A 19,702-nucleotide genomic window follows, 5' to 3' on the forward strand; every position below is an offset into this window, starting at 1 on the left:
CTTGCTGTTTTTAAGATTGCTTTAAAAGTAAAGATCAATTATTATATATATTCTAATAAAGTTGCTTCTAAATCTGCTATTGCAATTTTCACATCCTTATCAGTTGTTCTCCAATTGACAAAAGAAGCTCGAACTCCTTTGCAGTTTTGATACACTGTTGGAGTCATAAATACATTTCCTTTGTCGTTAAGATGGGTCAGAAATAAATTTACTTTTTCCTGATTGTGGTCACCTGCCAAAGTAAAACAGACATTATTGAGACGTGTTGGCGCCAATAACTCAAAGTTTTTATTTTGAGTAATAAAAGACTCTAATTGCAATGCCATGGCTACACTATTTTCTACAATATCTTGAAATCCTTGTTTCCCATACGCTAATAATGAAAACCAAACGGGTAATGCTTTTAATCGTCTTGAATTTTCGGGTAAGAAATTCAAATAACTAAAATTCTCCAATGGATCTCCCAAATACGGAGCATTCGAGTTCTGGAAAGTTTCAACTTGGTCATTTTTATGTTCCTCTTTTATCAAATAAAAGGCGCTTTCATAAGGAACATTTAACCACTTATGACAATCGACCGTAATACTGTCTGCATTTTCCCAACCGTTTACAAAATTTTTGTATTTTGGTGAACATGCTGCAAAACCACCAAAAGCTGCATCAATGTGCCACCAAAAATTGTATTTTTCTTTGAGTTTAGTAATGGCAACAAAATCATCAAAATCGGCAGTATTGACTGTTCCTGCGCTTGAGATTAAAATAAAAGGCTGACCGTTTAATCTTATTATACTTTGTTCTAAATCGGCTATATCAATAGCTTCTCGATTTCCTTCTATGGTCTTTATTCTAGTAAAATTTTGGCTACCAATCCCTAACATCGATAAACATTTTACTGAAGATGAATGTGGTGTAGCTACAAGGATGTTAACAGGTACTGAAATTCCGTTTTTGGCAAAATCTTGCCCTATTTGCTTTCCATACCATTGACGAGCTACTGCTAAACTAGTGAAATTTGACATGGTAGCACCAGTTACAAATCCTCCCAAGAATGATTTTGGCAAATCAAGCAATTGCAACAGCAAGTTAATCGTTTCTATTTCAATCAAAGCAGAAACACCACCTTGTGCGTTTGTAGCCTGTGCATTGGGGTCGTAAATCGTCGTTAACCAATCGCCCACAATAGAAGCAGGTGTCACTCCTCCTGTAACAAAACCCCAATATCTCGGTCCCGCTTGAGAAACCATTAAAGGTGCTAACCGTTGATTGAATTCTTCCAAAGCAGCTACAGCTCCCAAACCCGAATTATTAAGGTTTCTATCCGTTGTTATAGAATTATTAGTTGAAGTCGGAACTATATCAATGTTGTTCAGAAAATCAATCCCTTGTTTTTTTACTTTTTCAAGGATATTTTCGATGTCTTTTAAATCTTGTTGGAGGGTTGGATTCATATTTTTGTTTTGTGTAAGTTGGAAGATGTATACTAAAGAAAAAAAGGAGAAAACCACCATCTTAATAAATTATAGTTTTTACATTTAAATTCTCAAAATTAAGATTAGGTTTTATAACCCTAATTTCTTTTTTAGATTTTCATATCCGTCAGTATATTCCCAATAAATTAATCTATTATTTGCATAAGTTGTGCAAACATATTTCTCACTAATTGACTGAATTCTATCCACAGAAATCATTTTTTTTCTTAGCTGTTTGGTCTTTTACATATTCTTCAATTTCCTTATTAGAAGCATCGAAACCATGAAAAATAATGTAATTTACAACGGTAACTTCAATAAAACGAGGGGTCTTTGGTTTTGTCCTATTATTAAAACTTGAAAAAGAGATTAATCCTATTGAAATCAACAGAGAAAACATAATTGTTTTTAAATTTTTCATTTGCTTGCTATTTTTTACAAATCTAAAAAACATAATTAATACTTTTATTGTTATTTTAGCACTTATTAATACCTAAAAAGTATAATTATGGATTTGAGAAATTTAAATTACTTTCAGGTTCTTGCTGAAGAACTTCATTTCGGTCGAGCAGCTGAAAGATTAAACATCTCACAGCCGCCATTGAGCAGAATGATCAAACAATTGGAGGACGAATTTGGTGTTTTATTATTTGAAAGAACAAAACGAAAAGTCCTTTTAACTTCGGCTGGAGCAGAATTGTTGGTACAAACAAAGCAAATGATTTCTCAAATGGCATCGATTAAAAAGAGATTAAAAATTGTCGGTAAAGGCGAAAGCGGAAACTTAAGAATTGGCTATGTTGGGGCAACAATGCATACTAATTTACCTAATTTATTGAATTCTTTTCACGAAAATTATCCTGAAATTAATTTGAATTTTGAAGAACAACCCAATTTAAACTTAATCCAGTCTTTGAATAACGGAACAATGGATGTTGCTTTTGTTAGAACTTGGTTGAATCCTAAAAATTTAGAAGAAAAAATTATTTCAACCGAATCATTAATTGCAGTTTTACCAATGAAACATAATTTATCGAACCAAAAAATGATTAAAATTAAAGATTTAGAAAACGAAAATTTTATAAGTTTCGCCAGAGATTGCGGACCAACAATTTTTGATAGTTTTTTAGAATTATGCTCAACATCAGGATTTGCTCCAAAAATATATCATCAAGCAACTCAATTAAATTCAATTTTACGTTTGGTTGAATGTGGATTTGGAATTTCATTACTTCCAGAATCGATTTCTGAAAACAATACCTTAAAATTAAAATTTATTCCATTGCATAAAAAAACCAAAAATATTCCCTTAATAATGTTGTACCGAAAAGAAAATGCAAATCCGAGTTTGGCACATTTCCTTAATAGTTTTTCAAATTAAATTTTAAATCGACGATAGAAAAAAAACAATACTCAACTGGGGGATTAAGTCTTTAATTTAAACCATTTTTCGTACAATTGAAGTTAATAATCAATCAAAAATTAGCGTTACCATATCCCCAACTTGTTCTAGCCAAAAGATTTTATACAAACAAAAACTTAGTTGGTTAAAAAACAACCAAGCATCTTAAATTGAAATTAATAATAAATTTAAAAAACCTTACTCGCTATCTGACGAATATTTTCTGATTTTCCCATAGAATAGTAATGCAAAACAGGAACTCCTGCGGCTTTTAATTCTATAGATTGTTGAATCGCCCATTCGATTCCTACTTGGCGAATTTCGGCGTTGTTTTTACATTTTTCTACCGCAGCAATTAAATCCTCAGGCAAATCGATACGGAAAATTTGTGGCAACACTTGTAAATGTCTTTCTACCGCAATAGGTTTTATCCCAGGAATAATCGGAACTGTAATACCCATTTCTCTGGCTTTGGCTACAAATTCGAAATATTTAGCATTATCAAAAAACATTTGAGTAACGACATAATCCGCTCCTGCATCAACTTTTTCTTTAAGACGTTTCAAATCGGTTTGCAAAGATGGGGATTCCAAATGCTTCTCAGGATAACCCGCCACACCAATACAAAAATCGGCTTTATTATCAATGTCCATTACTTCGTGCAAATACTTCCCTTGGTTCAATTGATTAATTTGGCTTACTAAATCTGAAGCATATTTATTGCCTCCATTGGTTGGCACAAACGATTGTTCGTCTTTCATCGCATCACCACGCAAAGCCATCACATTATCAATGCCTAAGTAATGACAATCCACCAACAAATATTCTGTTTCTTCTTTCGTAAAACCTCCACAAAGTACGTGCGGCACCGTGTCGACATTATATTTGTGTTTGATAGATGCACAAATTCCCAAAGTTCCTGGACGCATTCTTGTCAACTTCTTTTCTAATAATCCATTCCCTTTATTTACGTAGATAAACTCTTCACGAGAAGTCGTCACATCAATAAATGGCGGCTTGAACTCCATCAACGGGTCGATGTTATCGTATAATTCCTGAATGCTTTTGCCTTTTTGTGGCGGAATAATTTCAAAAGAAAACAAGGTTTCTCCTTTAGCGTTTTCTATATGTTGTGTTACTTTCATAGTCAGCCCCCTAGCCCCCGAAGGGGGAATTCCTGATAGGGGTGATCAGGATTGTGTTAAATAATTTTAAGCCTTTCTATTCCCCCTTCGGGGTTAGGGGGCTTTTAATCAGCTATATTCGGATTCAACCATTTCATTGCTACATCGGTCGAAACATTTCTTCGTTTGGCATAATCAATTACTTGGTCTTCTTTGATTTTACCAAGTCCGAAATACTTGCTCTCAGGATTTCCAAAATAGTAACCAGAAACGGATGAAGCTGGCCACATCGCCATACTTTCCGTCAAAGTCACACCGATTTCTTCTTCAACATTTAATAATTTCCAGATAGTCGGCTTCTCTAAATGGTCTGGACAAGCTGGATAACCTGGTGCTGGTCGAATTCCTTTATACGATTCTTCAATCAAGTCTTCTTTACTCAACACCTCATCAGCAGCATAGCCCCAAATCTCTTTACGGACTTTCTCGTGTAAATATTCAGCAAAAGCTTCTGCAAAACGGTCGGCCAAGGCCTTCACCATAATCGAATTATAATCGTCTAATGCTGCCTCAAACTCGGCAGCCCATTCGTCTACTCCAAAACCAGTAGTCACACAAAAAGCTCCCATATAATCCACTTTACCACTATCTTTTGGCGCAATAAAATCAGACAAAGCGATGTTTGGCGCTCCTTTGGTTTTTTGAGCTTGCTGGCGCAAAGTCAAGAATGTTTGCAATGGATTCCCGTTTTCATCTCTCAACTCAATATCATCATCATTGATTTGATTCGCAGGAAAAATTCCGTAAACGCCTTTTGCCGTTAACTTTTTCTCCTCCAAAATCACTTTCAACATTGCTTGTGCATCTGCAAAAACCGAAGTGGCTTGTTCACCCACTACTTCATCCGTTAAAATTGCAGGATACTTCCCGAATAATTCCCAAGTTCTAAAAAACGGAGTCCAATCGATATAAGGCACCAAAGTTTCTAAATCGACTTCTACGATTTGTTTGCCAATTACTTTGGGTTGTACAGGAGTAAAATTATCCCAATCCAATTGCAATTTATTTTTTCTGGCTTCCTCGATAGACAAGAAATTTTTATCTCGTGAACGATTCAAGAATGTTTCTCTAAACGCATCGTATTCTGCACGAATATCGCTCGCATAAATTTTTCGGTTATGGTCCAATAAATTACCCGCTACGGTCACCGCTCTCGAAGCATCGTTAACGTGAATGACTGTTTCTCTGTATTGAGGCGCGATTTTCACCGCGGTATGCGCACGCGATGTAGTGGCTCCACCAATCATTACAGGGATTTTCATATTTCGTTTGTCCAACTCTTTGGCTAAATACACCATTTCGTCCAAAGACGGCGTAATCAATCCACTCAAACCAATAATATCTACCTCGTGCTCAATAGCTGCTGCGATAATTTTTTCTGGAGGCACCATCACACCCAAATCAACTATCTCATAATTATTACAAGCCAATACGACTGAAACAATATTTTTACCAATATCGTGTACGTCCCCTTTTACAGTAGCCATAAGGATTTTTCCGTTCCCAGATTTGTCTCCAACTTGCTTGGCCGCTTCAATAAAAGGTAAAAGATAAGCCACGGCTTTTTTCATTACACGTGCCGATTTTACCACTTGTGGCAAAAACATTTTACCCGAACCAAACAAATCTCCCACGACATTCATCCCTGCCATCAAGTTGATTTCGATTACTTCGATTGGTTTTTCGGCAGCCAAACGTGCTTCTTCCACATCAATTTCTATAAAAGCATCCACTCCTTTTACCAAAGAGTGCGTGATTCTTTCTTGCACCGTTCCATTACGCCATTCTTGTATTACCGCTTCATTTGTTTTAGAACCGTCTCCTTTTACATTTTCTGCAAAGTCCAACAAACGCTCTGTAGCATCATCGCGACGGTCCAGAATCACATCTTCAACGTGTTCTAATAAATCTTTTGGAATCTCATCATAAATCGTCAACATTTCGGGATTTACAATTCCCATCGTCATTCCGTGTTGGATACCGTGATACAAGAAAACCGAATGCATCGCCTCTCTCACCACATCGTTTCCTCTAAACGAAAACGACACATTACTCACTCCACCACTAATGTGGGCGTGCGGTAAATTTTCGCGAACCCATTTGGTTCCTCTAAAGAAATCCAAAGCATTCAAGCGATGTTCTTCCATCCCTGTTGCTACGGGGAAAATATTCAAATCGAAGATGATATCTTGTGGTGGAAATCCAATTCCCAACAAAATATCATACGAACGTTGACAAATTTCAATACGTCTTTCGTAATTATCGGCCTGACCCACTTCGTCAAAAGCCATCACAATCACAGCCGCACCATAACGTTTGATTAAGTTCGCGTGATGAATGAATCGCTCCTCACCTTCTTTCAATGAAATCGAATTCACGACACATTTCCCCTGCACCACTTTCAAACCCGCCTCAATAATTTCCCATTTCGAGCTGTCAATCATAATCGGCACACGCGAAATATCTGGTTCGGCCGCAATCAAATTCAGGAATTTGGTCATAGCATATTCGCCATCCAACATCCCTTCGTCCATATTAACATCTATAATCTGTGCGCCACCTTCAACTTGTTGGCGCGCAATATCAAGCGCCTCATCGTATTTCTCTTCCTTTATCAATCGAAGAAATTTTCGCGAACCCGTCACATTGGTTCGTTCCCCCACATTCACAAATACGCTATCGGGCGTGATGATTAAGGGTTCCAATCCTGATAATACTAGGTTTCTTCTTTTTTCTGCCATTTCTTTATTTTGAGTTACTCAGTTGCTAAGTAGCTTAGTTACTAAGTGATTTTCTATTCTATATTTTATCTCCAGCTCGTCTTCAAAACTTAACTGGGTTTTCTTTTTATTTTGGGCGTGTCCCAAGGGCCGGGCTATCCGCTATATCTTTTGTTCCGCTATCGCTGCACAAAAGAATGCCGCTATTATCCCTCACGCGGGCATTGTGCTATTCAACCCATTTTTATTTCAATGAAACGATTCCGTTTTTATAATTCACAACGGAATGAATTTTCCTCTTACATCCAACGGATTAAAATCCGTTGCTACAAAATGGATCGTTCCTATGGAACTTTTATGCTGTGAGCGCGAGCGTCCCGCTCGTGCTTATTCTTTTTCTTAAAAATATTTTCCTGCCTAAAGTATGTGCACGAGCATGACGCTCGCTCGAGCTGAGGATATTATTCTAAAAACAATTAGTGGTTATTATACAATTATAACCATTCAAATTCACTTGATTTTGAATTTGAGATAATTCAGACGCATCGCAACAAATTGAATTAAGTTTGGGAGTGTTTGATATAAAATAATTTATCAAATTACTACCGTTCTTTATAACTAAGGATTGTAAATCAGGCATATTATAAATACCTAAATTATCTAACAAGGGGCAATCCCTAACATCCAAACTAGTTAATAAATTATTGGATACTTGTAAATTATTTAATGACTTCAAACCTTTCAAATCGATACTTTTTAGATTATTCTTAGTGAAATCAAAAGAATTAAGCTTTACACAATTCGTTACATTTAAATTTTCTAATAAATTAAAATCACAATAAAGGTCTAATAAACTTGTACAATTTGATGCATCTAAATAAGTCAAGTTATTGGAAGAACATTTTAAAGAGTGTAAATTCACTAAATTATTAACGTCTAGTGAAGTTAATTGATTGTTAAACAAATACAAAATTTGCAAATTCTTTAATTGCTTTACTTCTATTTTAGTCAATATATTATAGTAACCTCTTAAATCAACTATATTATTGGAATTACTTATGTTTAAATCACTGATTTTATTAAAATGAAAATAAAGCGTTTCAAGTACTGGTAAAGAACTTACGTTCAAAGTTGTTAATAGATTATTATTACAAGTAAGTTCCTTTAAATTAGTTAGCCCTTTAACATTTAAATCAGTAATTTCATTATTATCAACATTAACAAACTTTAATTTTTTTAAACTTGAAAGGTCTAAGGATTTAACTTTGTTTCCTCTAATCGACAAAGATTTAAGGTTACGAAAATAAAGTAATCCCTCTAGTGAAGAAATATTTGCATTTTCCAAACTAAGAGCACTAATATTTTCTGCTTCGCAAACTTGAATAATTCCATCTCCATTTGCATCAATCTTACAAACAAACCCCTCTAAATTAGAAGCAATACCATTATTTAAGTCTGCAACAGCTGACAATAATTTTGTTTTAAAATTTACATCTGGAATAGTCACTATTTTATTACAATCTTTGTCTGAAATAATATTCCCAGAATCGTCACTCGAATCGGAACAACTAAAAACAAAAAAACTCAAACAAACCAAAAAACCTTTAAAAAACAATTTAAAATTCATTTATTACCCTACATTTAAAATAATTAATTTATAAACCTTTAAAACTTTCATCAAACCGAAGTTACATCACCGCCGTCGAAACCCTCGGCTTATACTCCTTAGCGATATTGGCTATTAATTTGATGTGTTCTGGGGTGGTGCCGCAGCAGCCTCCTATGATGTTGATTAAATTATCTTCTAAATAAGAACGAATTTGCGCTTGCATTTCCTCAGGTGTTTCGTCGTATTCTCCAAAGGCATTCGGCAAACCTGCATTAGGATGCGCCGAAATATTGAAAGAAGTATTATGCGACAAAGTTTGCAAATAAGGCTTGAGCAAATCGGCACCCAAAGCGCAATTGAATCCTACACTCAACAACGGAATGTGCGAAACCGAAATCAAGAAAGCCTCAACGGTTTGTCCAGAAAGAGTTCTTCCTGAAGCATCGGTGATGGTTCCTGAAACCATAATAGGCACATCGATGTTGCGTTCTTCTTTGACTTCTTCGATGGCAAAAAGTGCGGCTTTGGCATTCAAGGTATCGAAAATGGTTTCTACCAAAAGAATGTCAGAACCTCCATCTAACAAGGCTTCGACTTGTTGTTTGTAAGCGATACGTAAATCATCAAAAGTTACGGCACGATATCCTGGGTCATTCACATCGGGTGACATACTCGCGGTTCTGTTCGTGGGTCCAATGGAACCCGCTACAAAACGCGGTTGGTCAGGATTTTTGGCAGTGAATTCATCGGCTACTTCACGGGCTAGTTTAGCGGATTCGTAGTTGAGTTCGTATACCAAATCCTCCAAATGATAATCGGCCATTCCGATGGTGGTTCCTGAGAAGGTGTTAGTTTCTACAATATCGGCTCCTGCCTCAAAATAGGCGGCGTGCACGGCTTTGATGGCCTGTGGTTGCGTGAGAGACAATAAATCATTGTTCCCTTTTAACGGATGCGGAAAATCTTTGAATCGTTCGCCACGAAAATCTTCTTCGGAGAAATTGTAGCGTTGCAACATCGTTCCCATCGCTCCGTCGAGCACGAGAATTCTTTTTTTAATTTCTTCTTGTATTGTTGACATACTTTATTTTAAACCGCTAAGTCGCAAGGGCGCAAAGCTTTATTATTATTTCCAAATATTCACTATTTGAGGCTCTTTAGCCCCGATAGCAGTGTAAATCCTTGTGTGCCGGGGTTCGGCATACAAGATTGTAACGGATAGCGGGAACGTTGATGCCAAAAAAGCGGCAATGATGCGCTCATTCAATTATTAAAAAATGTATCGGGAAAGGGGTTTGAAAAAATACGAAACTGTATTTTGTTGTTATCTATCCGCGCTATGCTTGGTAGAATGTAGCACCTTCTTTAAAAAAGTAAAGGGTTGCTAAGGTTTCATCGGGTCTTTTCCCTCCGCCTTTCGTGATAACTTTCAATAAAAATAGGAACGGTGCAAAGTAACGACATAACGCTAACAATTGCAAGTGTTTTTTTAGAAGTTTAAAAGTTTAAAAAAAGGTTTAAATTGTTTAAAGTTGTTTAAGATTGTCGCCGAATTGACGCTTCACTTAAACTTTTAAACAATTTAAACCTTTAAACGGAAAAAACGAAACTATACAATAGCTTTCACCACTGCTTTTGGAGCTTCTTTACGAGTACCATCGAAGCCGTCTACACCTGAAACGGTGGTGTATTTCATCACATATTTTTTACCTGGATTGATAATTTGGTAAGCCGCTTGACACATTAAAGTGGCTTCGTGGAATCCGCAAAGAATCAATTTTAATTTGCCTGGATAGGTGTTTACGTCACCAATGGCGAAAATCCCAGGAATGTTGGTTTGATAATCTAAAGCATTGTTAACTTTGATGGCGTTTTTTTCGATTTCTAATCCCCAATCGCCGATAGGTCCTAATTTTGGAGTCAATCCGAAAAGTGGAATAAAATAGTCGGTAGCGATGGTTTGCTTAGCGCCTTTGTCGTCTTCTACCACTACAGATTCGATGTGTTCGGCACCATTTAAGCCCACTACTTCTCCTGGAGTTATCAATCTGATTTTTCCAGCAGATTTTAATTCTTGTACTTTCTCTACAGAATCTAATGCGCCACGGAATTCGTTACGACGGTGAATCAAAGTTACCTCTGATGCTACATTCGACAAGAAAATACTCCAGTCTAAAGCAGAATCTCCACCACCAGCAATCACGACTCTCTTATCACGGAATTTTTCTGGATTCTTGATAAAGTATTTAATTCCCTTGTCTTCGTAAAACTCAATGTCTTCGATTAAAGGTTTTCTTGGTTCAAAACTTCCTAAGCCTCCTGCAATAGCAATAACTGGAGCGTGGAATTTTTTCCCTTTATTAGAGGTTACAATAAAGCTACCATCTTCTTGTTTTTCGATGGTTTCGGCACGTTCTCCAAGGGTAAATCCTGGCTCGAATTGTTTGATTTGTTCCATTAAATTATCCACCAAATCTCCAGCTAGTACTTCTGGAAATCCTGGAATATCATAAATAGGTTTCTTAGGATACAATTCTGATAATTGTCCGCCTGGCTGTGGCAAGGCATCCAAAATATGACATTTTAATTTTAATAATCCTGCTTCGAAAACGGCAAAAAGCCCTGTTGGTCCTGCTCCTATTATTAATATATCTGTTTTAACCATTTTTTTTTATTTATACTTATTACTTCTTTTTTTTTTAAAACTGTTCAAATAAACGATTAATTCATTTGAGGATTCGTGATAAATATCACTTGGGTATTTTTTTTATTGTGATGGTGGACAGGTCACGACCTGTCCCTATGCGTATTATTTATTATATTTTAATGCCTCGGTGATTTCATTCATACGTTGCATCGGGTTGAAACCCGACGCTATAAAATTATACGTTCCTACAGAACTTATCCCTTGTTTTTCAACGTCTCGGTGATTTCATTCATACGTTGCACTTTTTCTTCAAAATTACCTTTCAACGTTTTACGATATTCATTCAGATTTTCGACCATTTTATTCACATCTTCTGGAATGACCTCTTCAAAAAATTCACGCAATCGCTTGGCGGTTGTCGGTGATTTTCCGTTCGTTGAAATGGCGATTTTCACATTGCCTTTGGTCACAATTCCGCCCAAATAATAATCGCATAAATCGGGAGTATCGGCAATATTACAAATCAAATAACGCTTTCTGGATAAATCATACACGCGTTTGTTCACCTTCAAATCATCCGTGCAAGCTATTACTAAATTACGCTTTCGAAGCATCCAACGATTGAATTTTTTCGGCGTTAATTTTACTGATGCATGTTTTTCGGCCAAGGCTTCCAACTCGGGAAGAAATCGCGGTGCGACTACTTCGACATTCGCATTTGGGCTTGATTTCAACATAAAAGATAACTTTTCTAAACCCACATTTCCGCCACCTACAATCAAAACATTTAATTGATGTAGTTTTAAAAACACGGGATATAATTCGTTTCTTTCCATAAGCCTCACCCCCAGCCCCTCTCCAAAGGAAAGGGGAGTAGAGTCGTTTTAAATTATTATTTTATTGTATCAAAATCAAAGGTTACTTAATTTCTTTCGAAATGAATTACTCGTAAAAACCTTTTAATTTTCATCGGGTTAAAACCCGACGCTATTCAATTATTTGTTCCTTCGGAACTTTTGTTTATCGAATTTCTTTCGAAATGAATTCTTCGTAAAATCCTTTTAACTTCATCTGGTTAAAACCCGACGCTATTCAATTAATTATTCCTATGGAACTTTTATTTATCGTATTTCTTTCGAAATGAATTCCTCGTAAAATCCCTTTAATTTGTTGCTTTCTTTTACCACTTCGCCAATTACAATGATGGCGGGATTGCTCAAATTATGCGTTGCTACAACAGCTTCTATAGTATCAATCGTTCCTACTCCAATTCTTTCTTCTGGAGTCGTTCCGTTTTGAATGATGGCAATCGGCGTTTCACCTTTGCTTTCCTCTTGAAATAGCGCCACGATTTGAGCCAATTTACTCATTCCCATTAAAATCACCACTGTTGCCGTTGATTTGGCAGCTAGCTGAACATCATCTGATAATTTTCTAGCCGATGTTGTGCCAGTAATTACCCAAAAACTCTCAGATACACCACGTTTTGTCAACGAAATCCCTTGATAAGCAGGAACTGCAATTGATGATGAAATACCTGGAACGACAAAGGTAGGAATTCCAAAGCTTTCAGCGTGCTCAATTTCTTCACTTCCACGTCCAAAAATAAAGGGGTCACCTCCTTTTAATCGAACAACGTGACCGTAAGTCAAGGCATTATCAACAATTAACTGATTGATTTGCTCCTGCGAATAGGCGTGACTTCCTTTGCGTTTACCTACAAATATCTTGATTGAAGATTTTGGCGCAAACTCCATTAACTCTTCGTTAGCCAAAGCATCATACAAAACGACATTGGCTTCAGCCAAGGCTTTTACTCCTTTTATGGTTAACAAATCTGGATCACCAGGACCTGCTCCCACTAAGGTTACTTTAGGAGCCCCACCCCGGCCCTCCCCAATAGGGAGGGAGGAAGAACTGATACTTGTTATTTTATAACTCATCTGATTCTTCTTTAATTTTTAGACAAATCCTCTGCTCTGTATTTTTCGATTGTTTCAAAAAACGCAGTTGCTGTCGCAATGTATTCTTTGGCAAAAGCTTCAGATGGTTCGTTTTCTTTTATTTTATAAACCAATTCTTTAAAAGAAGTGACTAATTGAATTTTATTCGTTTCCACAAAAACAGTATCAAACAAATCGATGATTCCTGCGTGATGGTTTGTCTTTTGGTTTTCGGCTAATAACAAAGCTTTGGCTCCATTTACAAATCCAGCGTAGGCCAAATAAATCGCATCCGACCATTTTTGATCTTCGAAAGCTTCTTGTGCAAACGTCAATTTATCTTTGGCTTCATATAATAAAGTCGCTACTAAATCGATTACCACTCCCGCACATTCGCCCACTCCAACTGCTTTCACATAATTATCAGCGTTGCCCCAATCTACAAAATCAGCTTCGGTTAAATTGGTCACATCGGCCAAAGGTTTCAAAAATTCATAGAAATATTTCTCTCCTTTAGCATCATAATAATTCAAAAAGGACTGTCCGTTGGCATTGGCTTCAAAATCATTCAAAATCAATCGCAAGGCTTCTGGACCACGACGACTCGGAATCTTGATTACTTTATCGGAAAAACGTCCTTGTCCATTTCCTAAATTTCCTCCACCTAACAATACTTGCAAAGCTGGCGCAACCAGTTTACCTGCATTGATAGACATTCCTTGGAAACCAATTTCGGCCATATTGTGTTGCCCACAAGCGTTCATACAACCACTAATCTTAATCGTGATTTCGTTTGAATTGGCATAGTGTGGATATTCTGTCGCTAAAACTCTTTCTAATTCTACTGCAATTCCAGTACTACTCGCGATTCCTAAATTACAAGTGTCGGTTCCAGGACAAGCGGTAATATCTGCGGTGCTATTGTATCCTAAGGCAACAAAATCTAATTTGGCTAATTCTTGATAGAAGAAAGGCAGCGCTTCTTCTTTTATATGACGAATTAAAATATCTTGACGCAACGTAAAACGCAATTCGTTGGTTGCATATTTCTTAATTAAATCAGCCAATTGTCGTGCTTTATCAATATAAAAATCGCCAAGAGCTACTTTGATTCCGATAGCCACGTAACCCGCTTGTTTCTGCGGAATAACATTGGCTTTTTTCCAAGCTTCGAAGGCAGCGACATCATCAATCACAACTTGTGGAGCATCCAATATTGGCGTTGGAATGGCTTTTTCGAAAGCTGTAGTATCAATTTCAACTACTTGATGCGAAAGGGCTTTTTTCTCTTCATCGACCAAACGCAAAAATTCCTCTTTCCCAATTTCTTTAATCAAAAACTTCATTCTCGCTTTCAATCGTTTGGCCCTTTCGCCAAAACGGTCAAAAATTCTTAGAACCCCTTCAGTTGTTGGAATGATTTGATTGGCAGGAATAAATTCAGATAATAATTCGGCGTGATGGGGTTGAGATCCTAGTCCACCGCCAAGCATTACTTTGAATCCTTTTTCTCCATTTACAATCTTTGGAATAAATCCTAAATCGTGCAAATAGCTCAAAGCGGTATCTTTATCAGAAGAAGAAAAAGACATTTTGAATTTACGCCCCATTTCTTGACACACTGGATTTCTCAAGAAAAATTCGAATAGTGCGTGTGCATATGGAGACACATCGAAAGGTTCGTCTGGGTCGATACCCGCAGTTTCGCTTGCCGTAATATTTCTAACCGTATTCCCGCAAGCTTCTCTTAGGGTAACATCATCTTTCTCTAGCTCAGCCCAAAGTTGTGGTGTTCTATCCAAACTCACGTAATGAATTTGAATATCCTGACGCGTAGTGATGTGCAAACGTCCCGTAGAATATTCTTCAGAAACTTTACAGATACGGTGTAATTGTTCGCTTGTCACTTTACCAAAAGGCAATTTGATACGAATCATTTGTACACCTTCTTGACGCTGACCGTATACACCTCTTGCTAAACGAAGAGAACGAAAACGTTCGTCATCGATTTTCCCATCGCGGAATAAAGCAATTTTTCTTTCTAAATCGATAATATCCTTTTGGACAATCGGATTCTCTATTTCTGTTCTAAAACTTTCCATAAGCCCCACCCCAGCCCTCCCCAAAAGGGAGGGAGCCGAGTCTAGTATTTAGTTAATATTGTTTTTTTATTGCTATTCCCACTTATTCCCCTTTGGGGGTTAGGGACTTGCCTATTTTATAAACCCAACGCCTGCCGTGGTGTTGGTTGCAGCATCAATTAAAATAAAAGCTCCATTTGATTTGTTATCGTTGTAAGCGTCAAAATAAATGGCTTTACTCAATTTTATAGTTACTTCTCCAATTTCGTTTATAGCCAATTGAGTTGCTGGTGTTACTCCAGAATAATCGGTTGCGATTACGTTTTTCACACTGTCTATTTTGGCCAAAACTCTATTGGTGTTGTGTTGCACAAAATACTTTGCTCCTGCCACTAATTTTTTGCTATCCATCCAACAAACGGTTGTTGTGATGTCTTTTTCAATTCTAGGAAGCTCGCTTGATTTTACAATCATATCGCCTCTTGTTACATTTATGTCATTTTCCAATTCGATTGTGATGGAAGAACCAACGCTCGCCTCATCAAATTGTTTGTCGAAAAAGTGAATATTCGTCACTGTAGATTCCGTCAAAGAAGGCAGTACCGTTACCGCATCGCCAACCTTAATATTGTTTCCGTATAATTTTCCAGCGTATCCTCTAAAATCGTGGTACTCTTCCGTTTTTGGACGAATTACGGTTTGCACTGGGAAACGCGCTTGTCCATTATCGTAAATATCTTTGGGCTCTAAACCTTCTAAATGCTGCAAAATAGTCTGTCCGGTATACCAAGGCATTTTCCCTAAAGTTTCTACCACATTATCTCCTGTCAAAGCGCTCAATGGAATGTAACTTACGTTTTGTTCTTTGTAGGCACTTTTTGCATTTAAGGCTTGGAAATCAGCTTTGATTTTATTGAAAACTTCTTCGGAATACTCCACCAAATCCATTTTGTTGATGGCAACAATCACATCTTTCACTCTCAATAAATTATTGATAAAAAAGTGACGGTACGTTTGCTCAATTACTCCTTTTCTAGCATCAATCAAAATGATAGATACTTGAGAAGTAGAAGCACCTGTTACCATATTACGAGTATATTCTACGTGCCCTGGTGTATCGGCAATGATGTAACTTTTTTTGGCAGTCGAAAAATAAATATGCGCTACATCTATCGTAATTCCTTGCTCTCTCTCGGCCACCAAACCATCGGTCGCCAAAGAAAAATCTAGGTAATCGTATCCTTTTTGCTTGCTGCTTTTTTCTATTGCTTCAATTTTATCGGTAGTCAAGGATTGTGTATCGTATAATAATCTTCCGATTAACGTACTTTTTCCGTCGTCTACACTTCCTGCTGTTGCTATTTTTAAAACTTCCATTTATTTTTTGTTTAAAGTTTAAGGTTTAAAGTTGTTTAACTTCCTCCTTACATCTTTTAATTTTTAAATCCTTAAATCTTTCAATTGCTATTCTAAAAGTACCCTTGTTGTTTTCTTTTTTCCATAGCGGCTTCCGAACGTTTGTCATCGATTCTGGCACCTCTTTCAGAAATGGTGGAAGAACGAATTTCTCCAACTACTTCAGCAATAGTGGCGGCATACGACTCTACTGCAGCAGTACAACTCATATCACCAACGGTTCTGAAGCGAACAATTCGTTCTTCGATTTGTTCGTCTTCTTCTTGGTACACATAAGGAGAGTGTGACCAAATTAAACCGTCTCTCAAAAAAACTTTTCTTTTGTGTGAAAAATAAATCGACGGAATCTCGATTTGTTCTTGTTCGATATAACTCCAAACATCCAATTCGGTCCAGTTTGAAATTGGAAAAACACGTACGTTTTGACCATTTTCAATTTTACCATTCAACAAATCAAACAATTCAGGACGTTGGTTTTTTTCATCCCATTGACCAAAATCATCACGAACCGAGAAAATACGCTCTTTGGCTCTGGCTTTTTCCTCGTCTCTACGGGCCCCACCGATACAAGCATCGAATTTAAATTCTTCGATTGCATCCAAAAGTGTGGTGGTTTGCAACGTATTTCTACTAGAATACTTTCCTGTTTCTTCCACTACTTTACCTTCATCAATAGCATCTTGTACATTGCGAACGATTAATTCTAATCCTAATTCTGCCACCAATTTATCTCTAAACTCGATAGTTTCTGGGAAATTATGTCCCGTATCCACGTGCAACAACGGAAAAGGAATTTTGGCTGGAAAAAAGGCTTTTTGTGCCAAACGCACCAAGGTAATCGAATCTTTCCCGCCCGAAAAAAGCAAAACAGGTCGGTCAAATTGAGCAATTACTTCTCTGAATATGTAAATAGCTTCGCTTTCTAAAGCATTTGTTTTTAATACTGAACTCATTATTTTTAGTTTAAGAGTTTAAAGTTTAAAGTGTAAGGTTGTTGTGACCTCGACTAAAATCTTACCACTATTATTGTTTTTTCTATTCTCTTTATTCTATTTTCTAAAATCTGCCTTCTATTTTTGGTGCAACCCACATTCTTTGTGACTGGATTCCCAAGACCATCTCCCGGCTCTGATGTCTTCTCCCTCGGCAATCGCTCTCGTACAAGGTGCACAACCGATGCTCACAAATCCTTTTTTATGCAATGCGTTTTGTGGCACATTATTGGTATCAATATATTCTTGAACCTCTTTTAGACTCCACTTCAGCAAAGGATTGAATTTGATGATGTCAAAATGGGCATCGTATTCAAAAAAGGCTAAGTCACTTCTATTCTCTGACTGCTCTGCTCTCAAACCTGTAACCCAGATTTGATTCCCTGATAATGCTTTTTTCAATGGCACCACTTTTCGAATAAAACAGCATTCTTTTCTATTTTCTACCGATTCATAAAAACTGTTAGGTCCTTTGGTATTCAACAAGTTTTCTACTTGACTCGTTTCTGGATAGAAAGTCTGAAGAGTCACTTTGTATTTCTTTAACGTCTTATGAAAAACATCATAAGTTTCTTGAAACAATCTTCCAGTATCAAGGGTAAATATATTTATGGGCAACTCGTTTGTTGCAATTAAAGCTGTTATTACCTGGTCTTCTTGCCCAAAAGAAGTTGAGAAAACTACTTTTTCTGGAAATTCATTAGCCAAAAAAGCTAGCGTTTCCTCGATGGAAAGCTTTTCTGTTTTTTGTATTAACTCTTCTACTAGTAAAGCACTCATATTTTTTAATTTAAAAATCTATTACCCTATCGGCTTTGTAGATTACTTTGCAAAAGTACTATTATTTTCTAAAACACAAAATTTATTTTAAAAAAAATAAGGCTGAGTTTTTTATCAAAAAACCCAGTCAATTAAGCAATTAAAAGATTTAAGAGTAATAAAAAGAATAAAAAAGTGAATTGAAAAAATATACTTCTGTTATAGCCCCGGGAGTAGCGGCATCCTTTGTTGCCGGGGTTCGGTAACAAAGATATAGCGAATCACGGGAGGAGACGTGATGAAAAAGAACAATTCGTGCTCCGAAAAAATTTAGTTCTACTTAATCCATAGGATTATTATAAAATTGTTTTACATTTGCAAAAAAAAAGTTTCAATGGATTTTCATATAGGATTTGTAATTGCAGGTTTAGTCGTAGGTTTTGTGGTCGGAATGACCGGTGTTGGCGGTGGGTCATTGATGACTCCTATTTTGTTATGGTTTGGTATTCCTCCTACTACAGCGGTTGGTACCGATTTATTGTATGCTGCTTTTACCAAAATGGGTGGGATTTTTGTCCATAACAAAAAGAAAAACATCAACTGGACCATTGTGGGTTGGCTTTCGCTAGGAAGTGTACCTGCCGCTGCTGTAACCTTGTGGATTTTGGAAAGCTTTAAGGCAGATATTACGGGATTGAATACTATAATTAAATACAGTTTAGGCTGGGCTTTATTGTTTACCTCAATTGCAATTGTTTTCAAACAAAAATTATTAGTGTTTTCACAAAAGCACGCGGGAGATAAATTTCACAGTGAAAGCAAAACTCAAAATTTACTGACGGTTGCTATTGGAGTGATGCTAGGCGCAACAGTAACATTGACTTCTATCGGAGCTGGAGCTTTAGGTACTGTTACTTTATTTTTCTTGTACCCTCTTTTACCTACACCCAAATTAGTTGGAACCGAAATTGCACACGCCGTTCCTTTAACGCTAGTGGCTGGCTTTGGGCACGCATCGATGGGTAATATGGATTGGCCATTACTAGGTCAATTACTTATGGGCTCACTTCCAGGTATCTACATCGGGAGTATGCTCAGTGGAAAAGTTCCTGACTTGTTACTTAGAAACTCCATTGCAGTAATGTTGTTTTTTGTGGGATATAAATTAATTTTTTAATTCTCTCACACCACTAAATAAACTTTCTAGAACCGAAACGGTAACTGAAAACATAACAAAGAACCGCAAATTCGCAAATTTTAAAACCATTTAAAATTTGTGAATTTGCGGTTAATTTTTAAAAAGCAATGTCTGCCAAAGTGTTGTTCTCCAAAATCATTAAAGTATTGTCACGCACTTCCATCATCAGTTTACGAACGGCGCAAGTGGCTTAGTATTTTAAAGACTCATGAAAGAGAGCACTTTAACTAGAAAAGATAATAAAAAAATAGTACCTCTTTAATCAAAAATTTTAATTATCAA

Annotated in this window: 15 protein-coding genes and 1 riboswitch; of the genes, 2 read left to right on the forward strand and 13 right to left on the reverse strand. The window is 36.7% G+C overall.

Features of this window, described 5'->3' with window-relative positions; translation table 11 throughout:
* Positions 1 to 41: 41 nt before the first annotated feature.
* Both WFZ86_RS05270 and WFZ86_RS05275 read right to left on the reverse strand, forming a co-directional pair.
* Complete coding sequence (locus WFZ86_RS05270; RefSeq protein WP_342690967.1) at positions 42 to 1,448, reverse strand: pyridoxal phosphate-dependent decarboxylase family protein; 1,407 nt, start codon at positions 1,446 to 1,448, stop codon at positions 42 to 44.
* A gap of 223 nt (positions 1,449 to 1,671) precedes the next feature.
* Positions 1,672 to 1,890, reverse strand: coding sequence for a hypothetical protein (locus WFZ86_RS05275; protein ID WP_342690968.1), 219 nt, complete (start codon positions 1,888 to 1,890; stop codon positions 1,672 to 1,674).
* 87 nt (positions 1,891 to 1,977) lie between these two features.
* Here WFZ86_RS05275 and WFZ86_RS05280 point away from each other — a divergent pair, with 87 nt between their 5' ends.
* Positions 1,978 to 2,850 carry a LysR substrate-binding domain-containing protein gene (locus WFZ86_RS05280; protein WP_342690969.1) on the forward strand — a complete coding sequence of 291 codons (873 nt, stop codon included), beginning with the start codon at positions 1,978 to 1,980 and terminating at the stop codon, positions 2,848 to 2,850.
* 209 nt (positions 2,851 to 3,059) lie between these two features.
* Here WFZ86_RS05280 and metF read toward each other — a convergent pair whose 3' ends face one another.
* From metF to WFZ86_RS05335, 11 genes are all read right to left on the reverse strand, one after another.
* Positions 3,060 to 4,016, reverse strand: a complete 957-nt coding sequence (gene metF / locus WFZ86_RS05285; RefSeq protein WP_342690970.1) for a methylenetetrahydrofolate reductase [NAD(P)H] — start codon at positions 4,014 to 4,016, stop codon at positions 3,060 to 3,062.
* Between the two features lie 104 nt (positions 4,017 to 4,120).
* Positions 4,121 to 6,796 carry a methionine synthase gene (gene metH / locus WFZ86_RS05290; RefSeq protein ID WP_342690971.1) on the reverse strand — a complete coding sequence of 892 codons (2,676 nt, stop codon included), beginning with the start codon at positions 6,794 to 6,796 and terminating at the stop codon, positions 4,121 to 4,123.
* Positions 6,797 to 7,241: 445 nt separating this feature from the next.
* Positions 7,242 to 8,402 carry a leucine-rich repeat domain-containing protein gene (locus WFZ86_RS05295; RefSeq protein ID WP_342690972.1) on the reverse strand — a complete coding sequence of 387 codons (1,161 nt, stop codon included), beginning with the start codon at positions 8,400 to 8,402 and terminating at the stop codon, positions 7,242 to 7,244.
* A gap of 61 nt (positions 8,403 to 8,463) precedes the next feature.
* Positions 8,464 to 9,465, reverse strand: coding sequence for a homocysteine S-methyltransferase family protein (locus WFZ86_RS05300; RefSeq protein WP_342690973.1), 1,002 nt, complete (start codon positions 9,463 to 9,465; stop codon positions 8,464 to 8,466).
* Positions 9,466 to 9,705: 240 nt separating this feature from the next.
* Positions 9,706 to 9,813, reverse strand: a riboswitch (SAM riboswitch).
* Between the two features lie 180 nt (positions 9,814 to 9,993).
* Positions 9,994 to 11,049 (reverse strand): NAD(P)/FAD-dependent oxidoreductase, encoded by a 1,056-nt coding sequence (locus tag WFZ86_RS05305; protein WP_024981950.1) that lies wholly within the window; start codon positions 11,047 to 11,049, stop codon positions 9,994 to 9,996.
* 236 nt (positions 11,050 to 11,285) lie between these two features.
* The gene (locus WFZ86_RS05310) at positions 11,286 to 11,867 is read right to left on the reverse strand and encodes a precorrin-2 dehydrogenase/sirohydrochlorin ferrochelatase family protein (protein WP_342690974.1); all 582 of its coding nucleotides are present in this window, start codon (positions 11,865 to 11,867) and stop codon (positions 11,286 to 11,288) included.
* Between the two features lie 285 nt (positions 11,868 to 12,152).
* The gene (gene cobA / locus WFZ86_RS05315; protein ID WP_342690975.1) at positions 12,153 to 12,974 is read right to left on the reverse strand and encodes a uroporphyrinogen-III C-methyltransferase; all 822 of its coding nucleotides are present in this window, start codon (positions 12,972 to 12,974) and stop codon (positions 12,153 to 12,155) included.
* Between the two features lie 11 nt (positions 12,975 to 12,985).
* On the reverse strand, positions 12,986 to 15,076 hold the full coding sequence (locus WFZ86_RS05320) for a nitrite reductase (protein WP_342690976.1): 2,091 nt from the start codon (positions 15,074 to 15,076) through the stop codon (positions 12,986 to 12,988).
* A gap of 111 nt (positions 15,077 to 15,187) precedes the next feature.
* Entirely contained in the window at positions 15,188 to 16,432 is a 1,245-nt protein-coding gene (locus WFZ86_RS05325; protein ID WP_342690977.1) for a sulfate adenylyltransferase subunit 1, read from the reverse strand.
* 92 nt (positions 16,433 to 16,524) lie between these two features.
* Positions 16,525 to 17,424 (reverse strand): sulfate adenylyltransferase subunit CysD, encoded by a 900-nt coding sequence (cysD, locus tag WFZ86_RS05330; protein ID WP_159687674.1) that lies wholly within the window; start codon positions 17,422 to 17,424, stop codon positions 16,525 to 16,527.
* A gap of 117 nt (positions 17,425 to 17,541) precedes the next feature.
* Positions 17,542 to 18,243, reverse strand: a complete 702-nt coding sequence (locus WFZ86_RS05335; protein ID WP_342690978.1) for a phosphoadenylyl-sulfate reductase — start codon at positions 18,241 to 18,243, stop codon at positions 17,542 to 17,544.
* Between the two features lie 373 nt (positions 18,244 to 18,616).
* On the opposite strand from WFZ86_RS05335, the gene WFZ86_RS05340 reads away from it, so the two are divergent.
* The gene (locus WFZ86_RS05340) at positions 18,617 to 19,399 is read left to right on the forward strand and encodes a sulfite exporter TauE/SafE family protein (protein ID WP_159687685.1); all 783 of its coding nucleotides are present in this window, start codon (positions 18,617 to 18,619) and stop codon (positions 19,397 to 19,399) included.
* The last annotated feature ends 303 nt before the right edge of the window (positions 19,400 to 19,702 follow it).

Source organism: Flavobacterium polysaccharolyticum, assembly GCF_038739875.1.
Lineage (GTDB): Bacteria > Bacteroidota > Bacteroidia > Flavobacteriales > Flavobacteriaceae > Flavobacterium > Flavobacterium polysaccharolyticum.

Bases quoted from the DNA above. Each gene is read 5' to 3' on its own strand.
- WFZ86_RS05270 (WP_342690967.1), bottom strand. From the start codon at position 1,448: ATGAATCCAACCCTCCAACAAGATTTAAAAGACATCGAAAATATCCTT.
- WFZ86_RS05275 (WP_342690968.1), bottom strand. From the start codon at position 1,890: ATGAAAAATTTAAAAACAATTATGTTTTCTCTGTTGATTTCAATAGGA.
- WFZ86_RS05280 (WP_342690969.1), top strand. From the start codon at position 1,978: ATGGATTTGAGAAATTTAAATTACTTTCAGGTTCTTGCTGAAGAACTT.
- metF (WP_342690970.1), bottom strand. From the start codon at position 4,016: ATGAAAGTAACACAACATATAGAAAACGCTAAAGGAGAAACCTTGTTT.
- metH (WP_342690971.1), bottom strand. From the start codon at position 6,796: ATGGCAGAAAAAAGAAGAAACCTAGTATTATCAGGATTGGAACCCTTA.
- WFZ86_RS05295 (WP_342690972.1), bottom strand. From the start codon at position 8,402: ATGAATTTTAAATTGTTTTTTAAAGGTTTTTTGGTTTGTTTGAGTTTT.
- WFZ86_RS05300 (WP_342690973.1), bottom strand. From the start codon at position 9,465: ATGTCAACAATACAAGAAGAAATTAAAAAAAGAATTCTCGTGCTCGAC.
- WFZ86_RS05305 (WP_024981950.1), bottom strand. From the start codon at position 11,049: ATGGTTAAAACAGATATATTAATAATAGGAGCAGGACCAACAGGGCTT.
- WFZ86_RS05310 (WP_342690974.1), bottom strand. From the start codon at position 11,867: ATGGAAAGAAACGAATTATATCCCGTGTTTTTAAAACTACATCAATTA.
- cobA (WP_342690975.1), bottom strand. From the start codon at position 12,974: ATGAGTTATAAAATAACAAGTATCAGTTCTTCCTCCCTCCCTATTGGG.
- WFZ86_RS05320 (WP_342690976.1), bottom strand. From the start codon at position 15,076: ATGGAAAGTTTTAGAACAGAAATAGAGAATCCGATTGTCCAAAAGGAT.
- WFZ86_RS05325 (WP_342690977.1), bottom strand. From the start codon at position 16,432: ATGGAAGTTTTAAAAATAGCAACAGCAGGAAGTGTAGACGACGGAAAA.
- cysD (WP_159687674.1), bottom strand. From the start codon at position 17,424: ATGAGTTCAGTATTAAAAACAAATGCTTTAGAAAGCGAAGCTATTTAC.
- WFZ86_RS05335 (WP_342690978.1), bottom strand. From the start codon at position 18,243: ATGAGTGCTTTACTAGTAGAAGAGTTAATACAAAAAACAGAAAAGCTT.
- WFZ86_RS05340 (WP_159687685.1), top strand. From the start codon at position 18,617: ATGGATTTTCATATAGGATTTGTAATTGCAGGTTTAGTCGTAGGTTTT.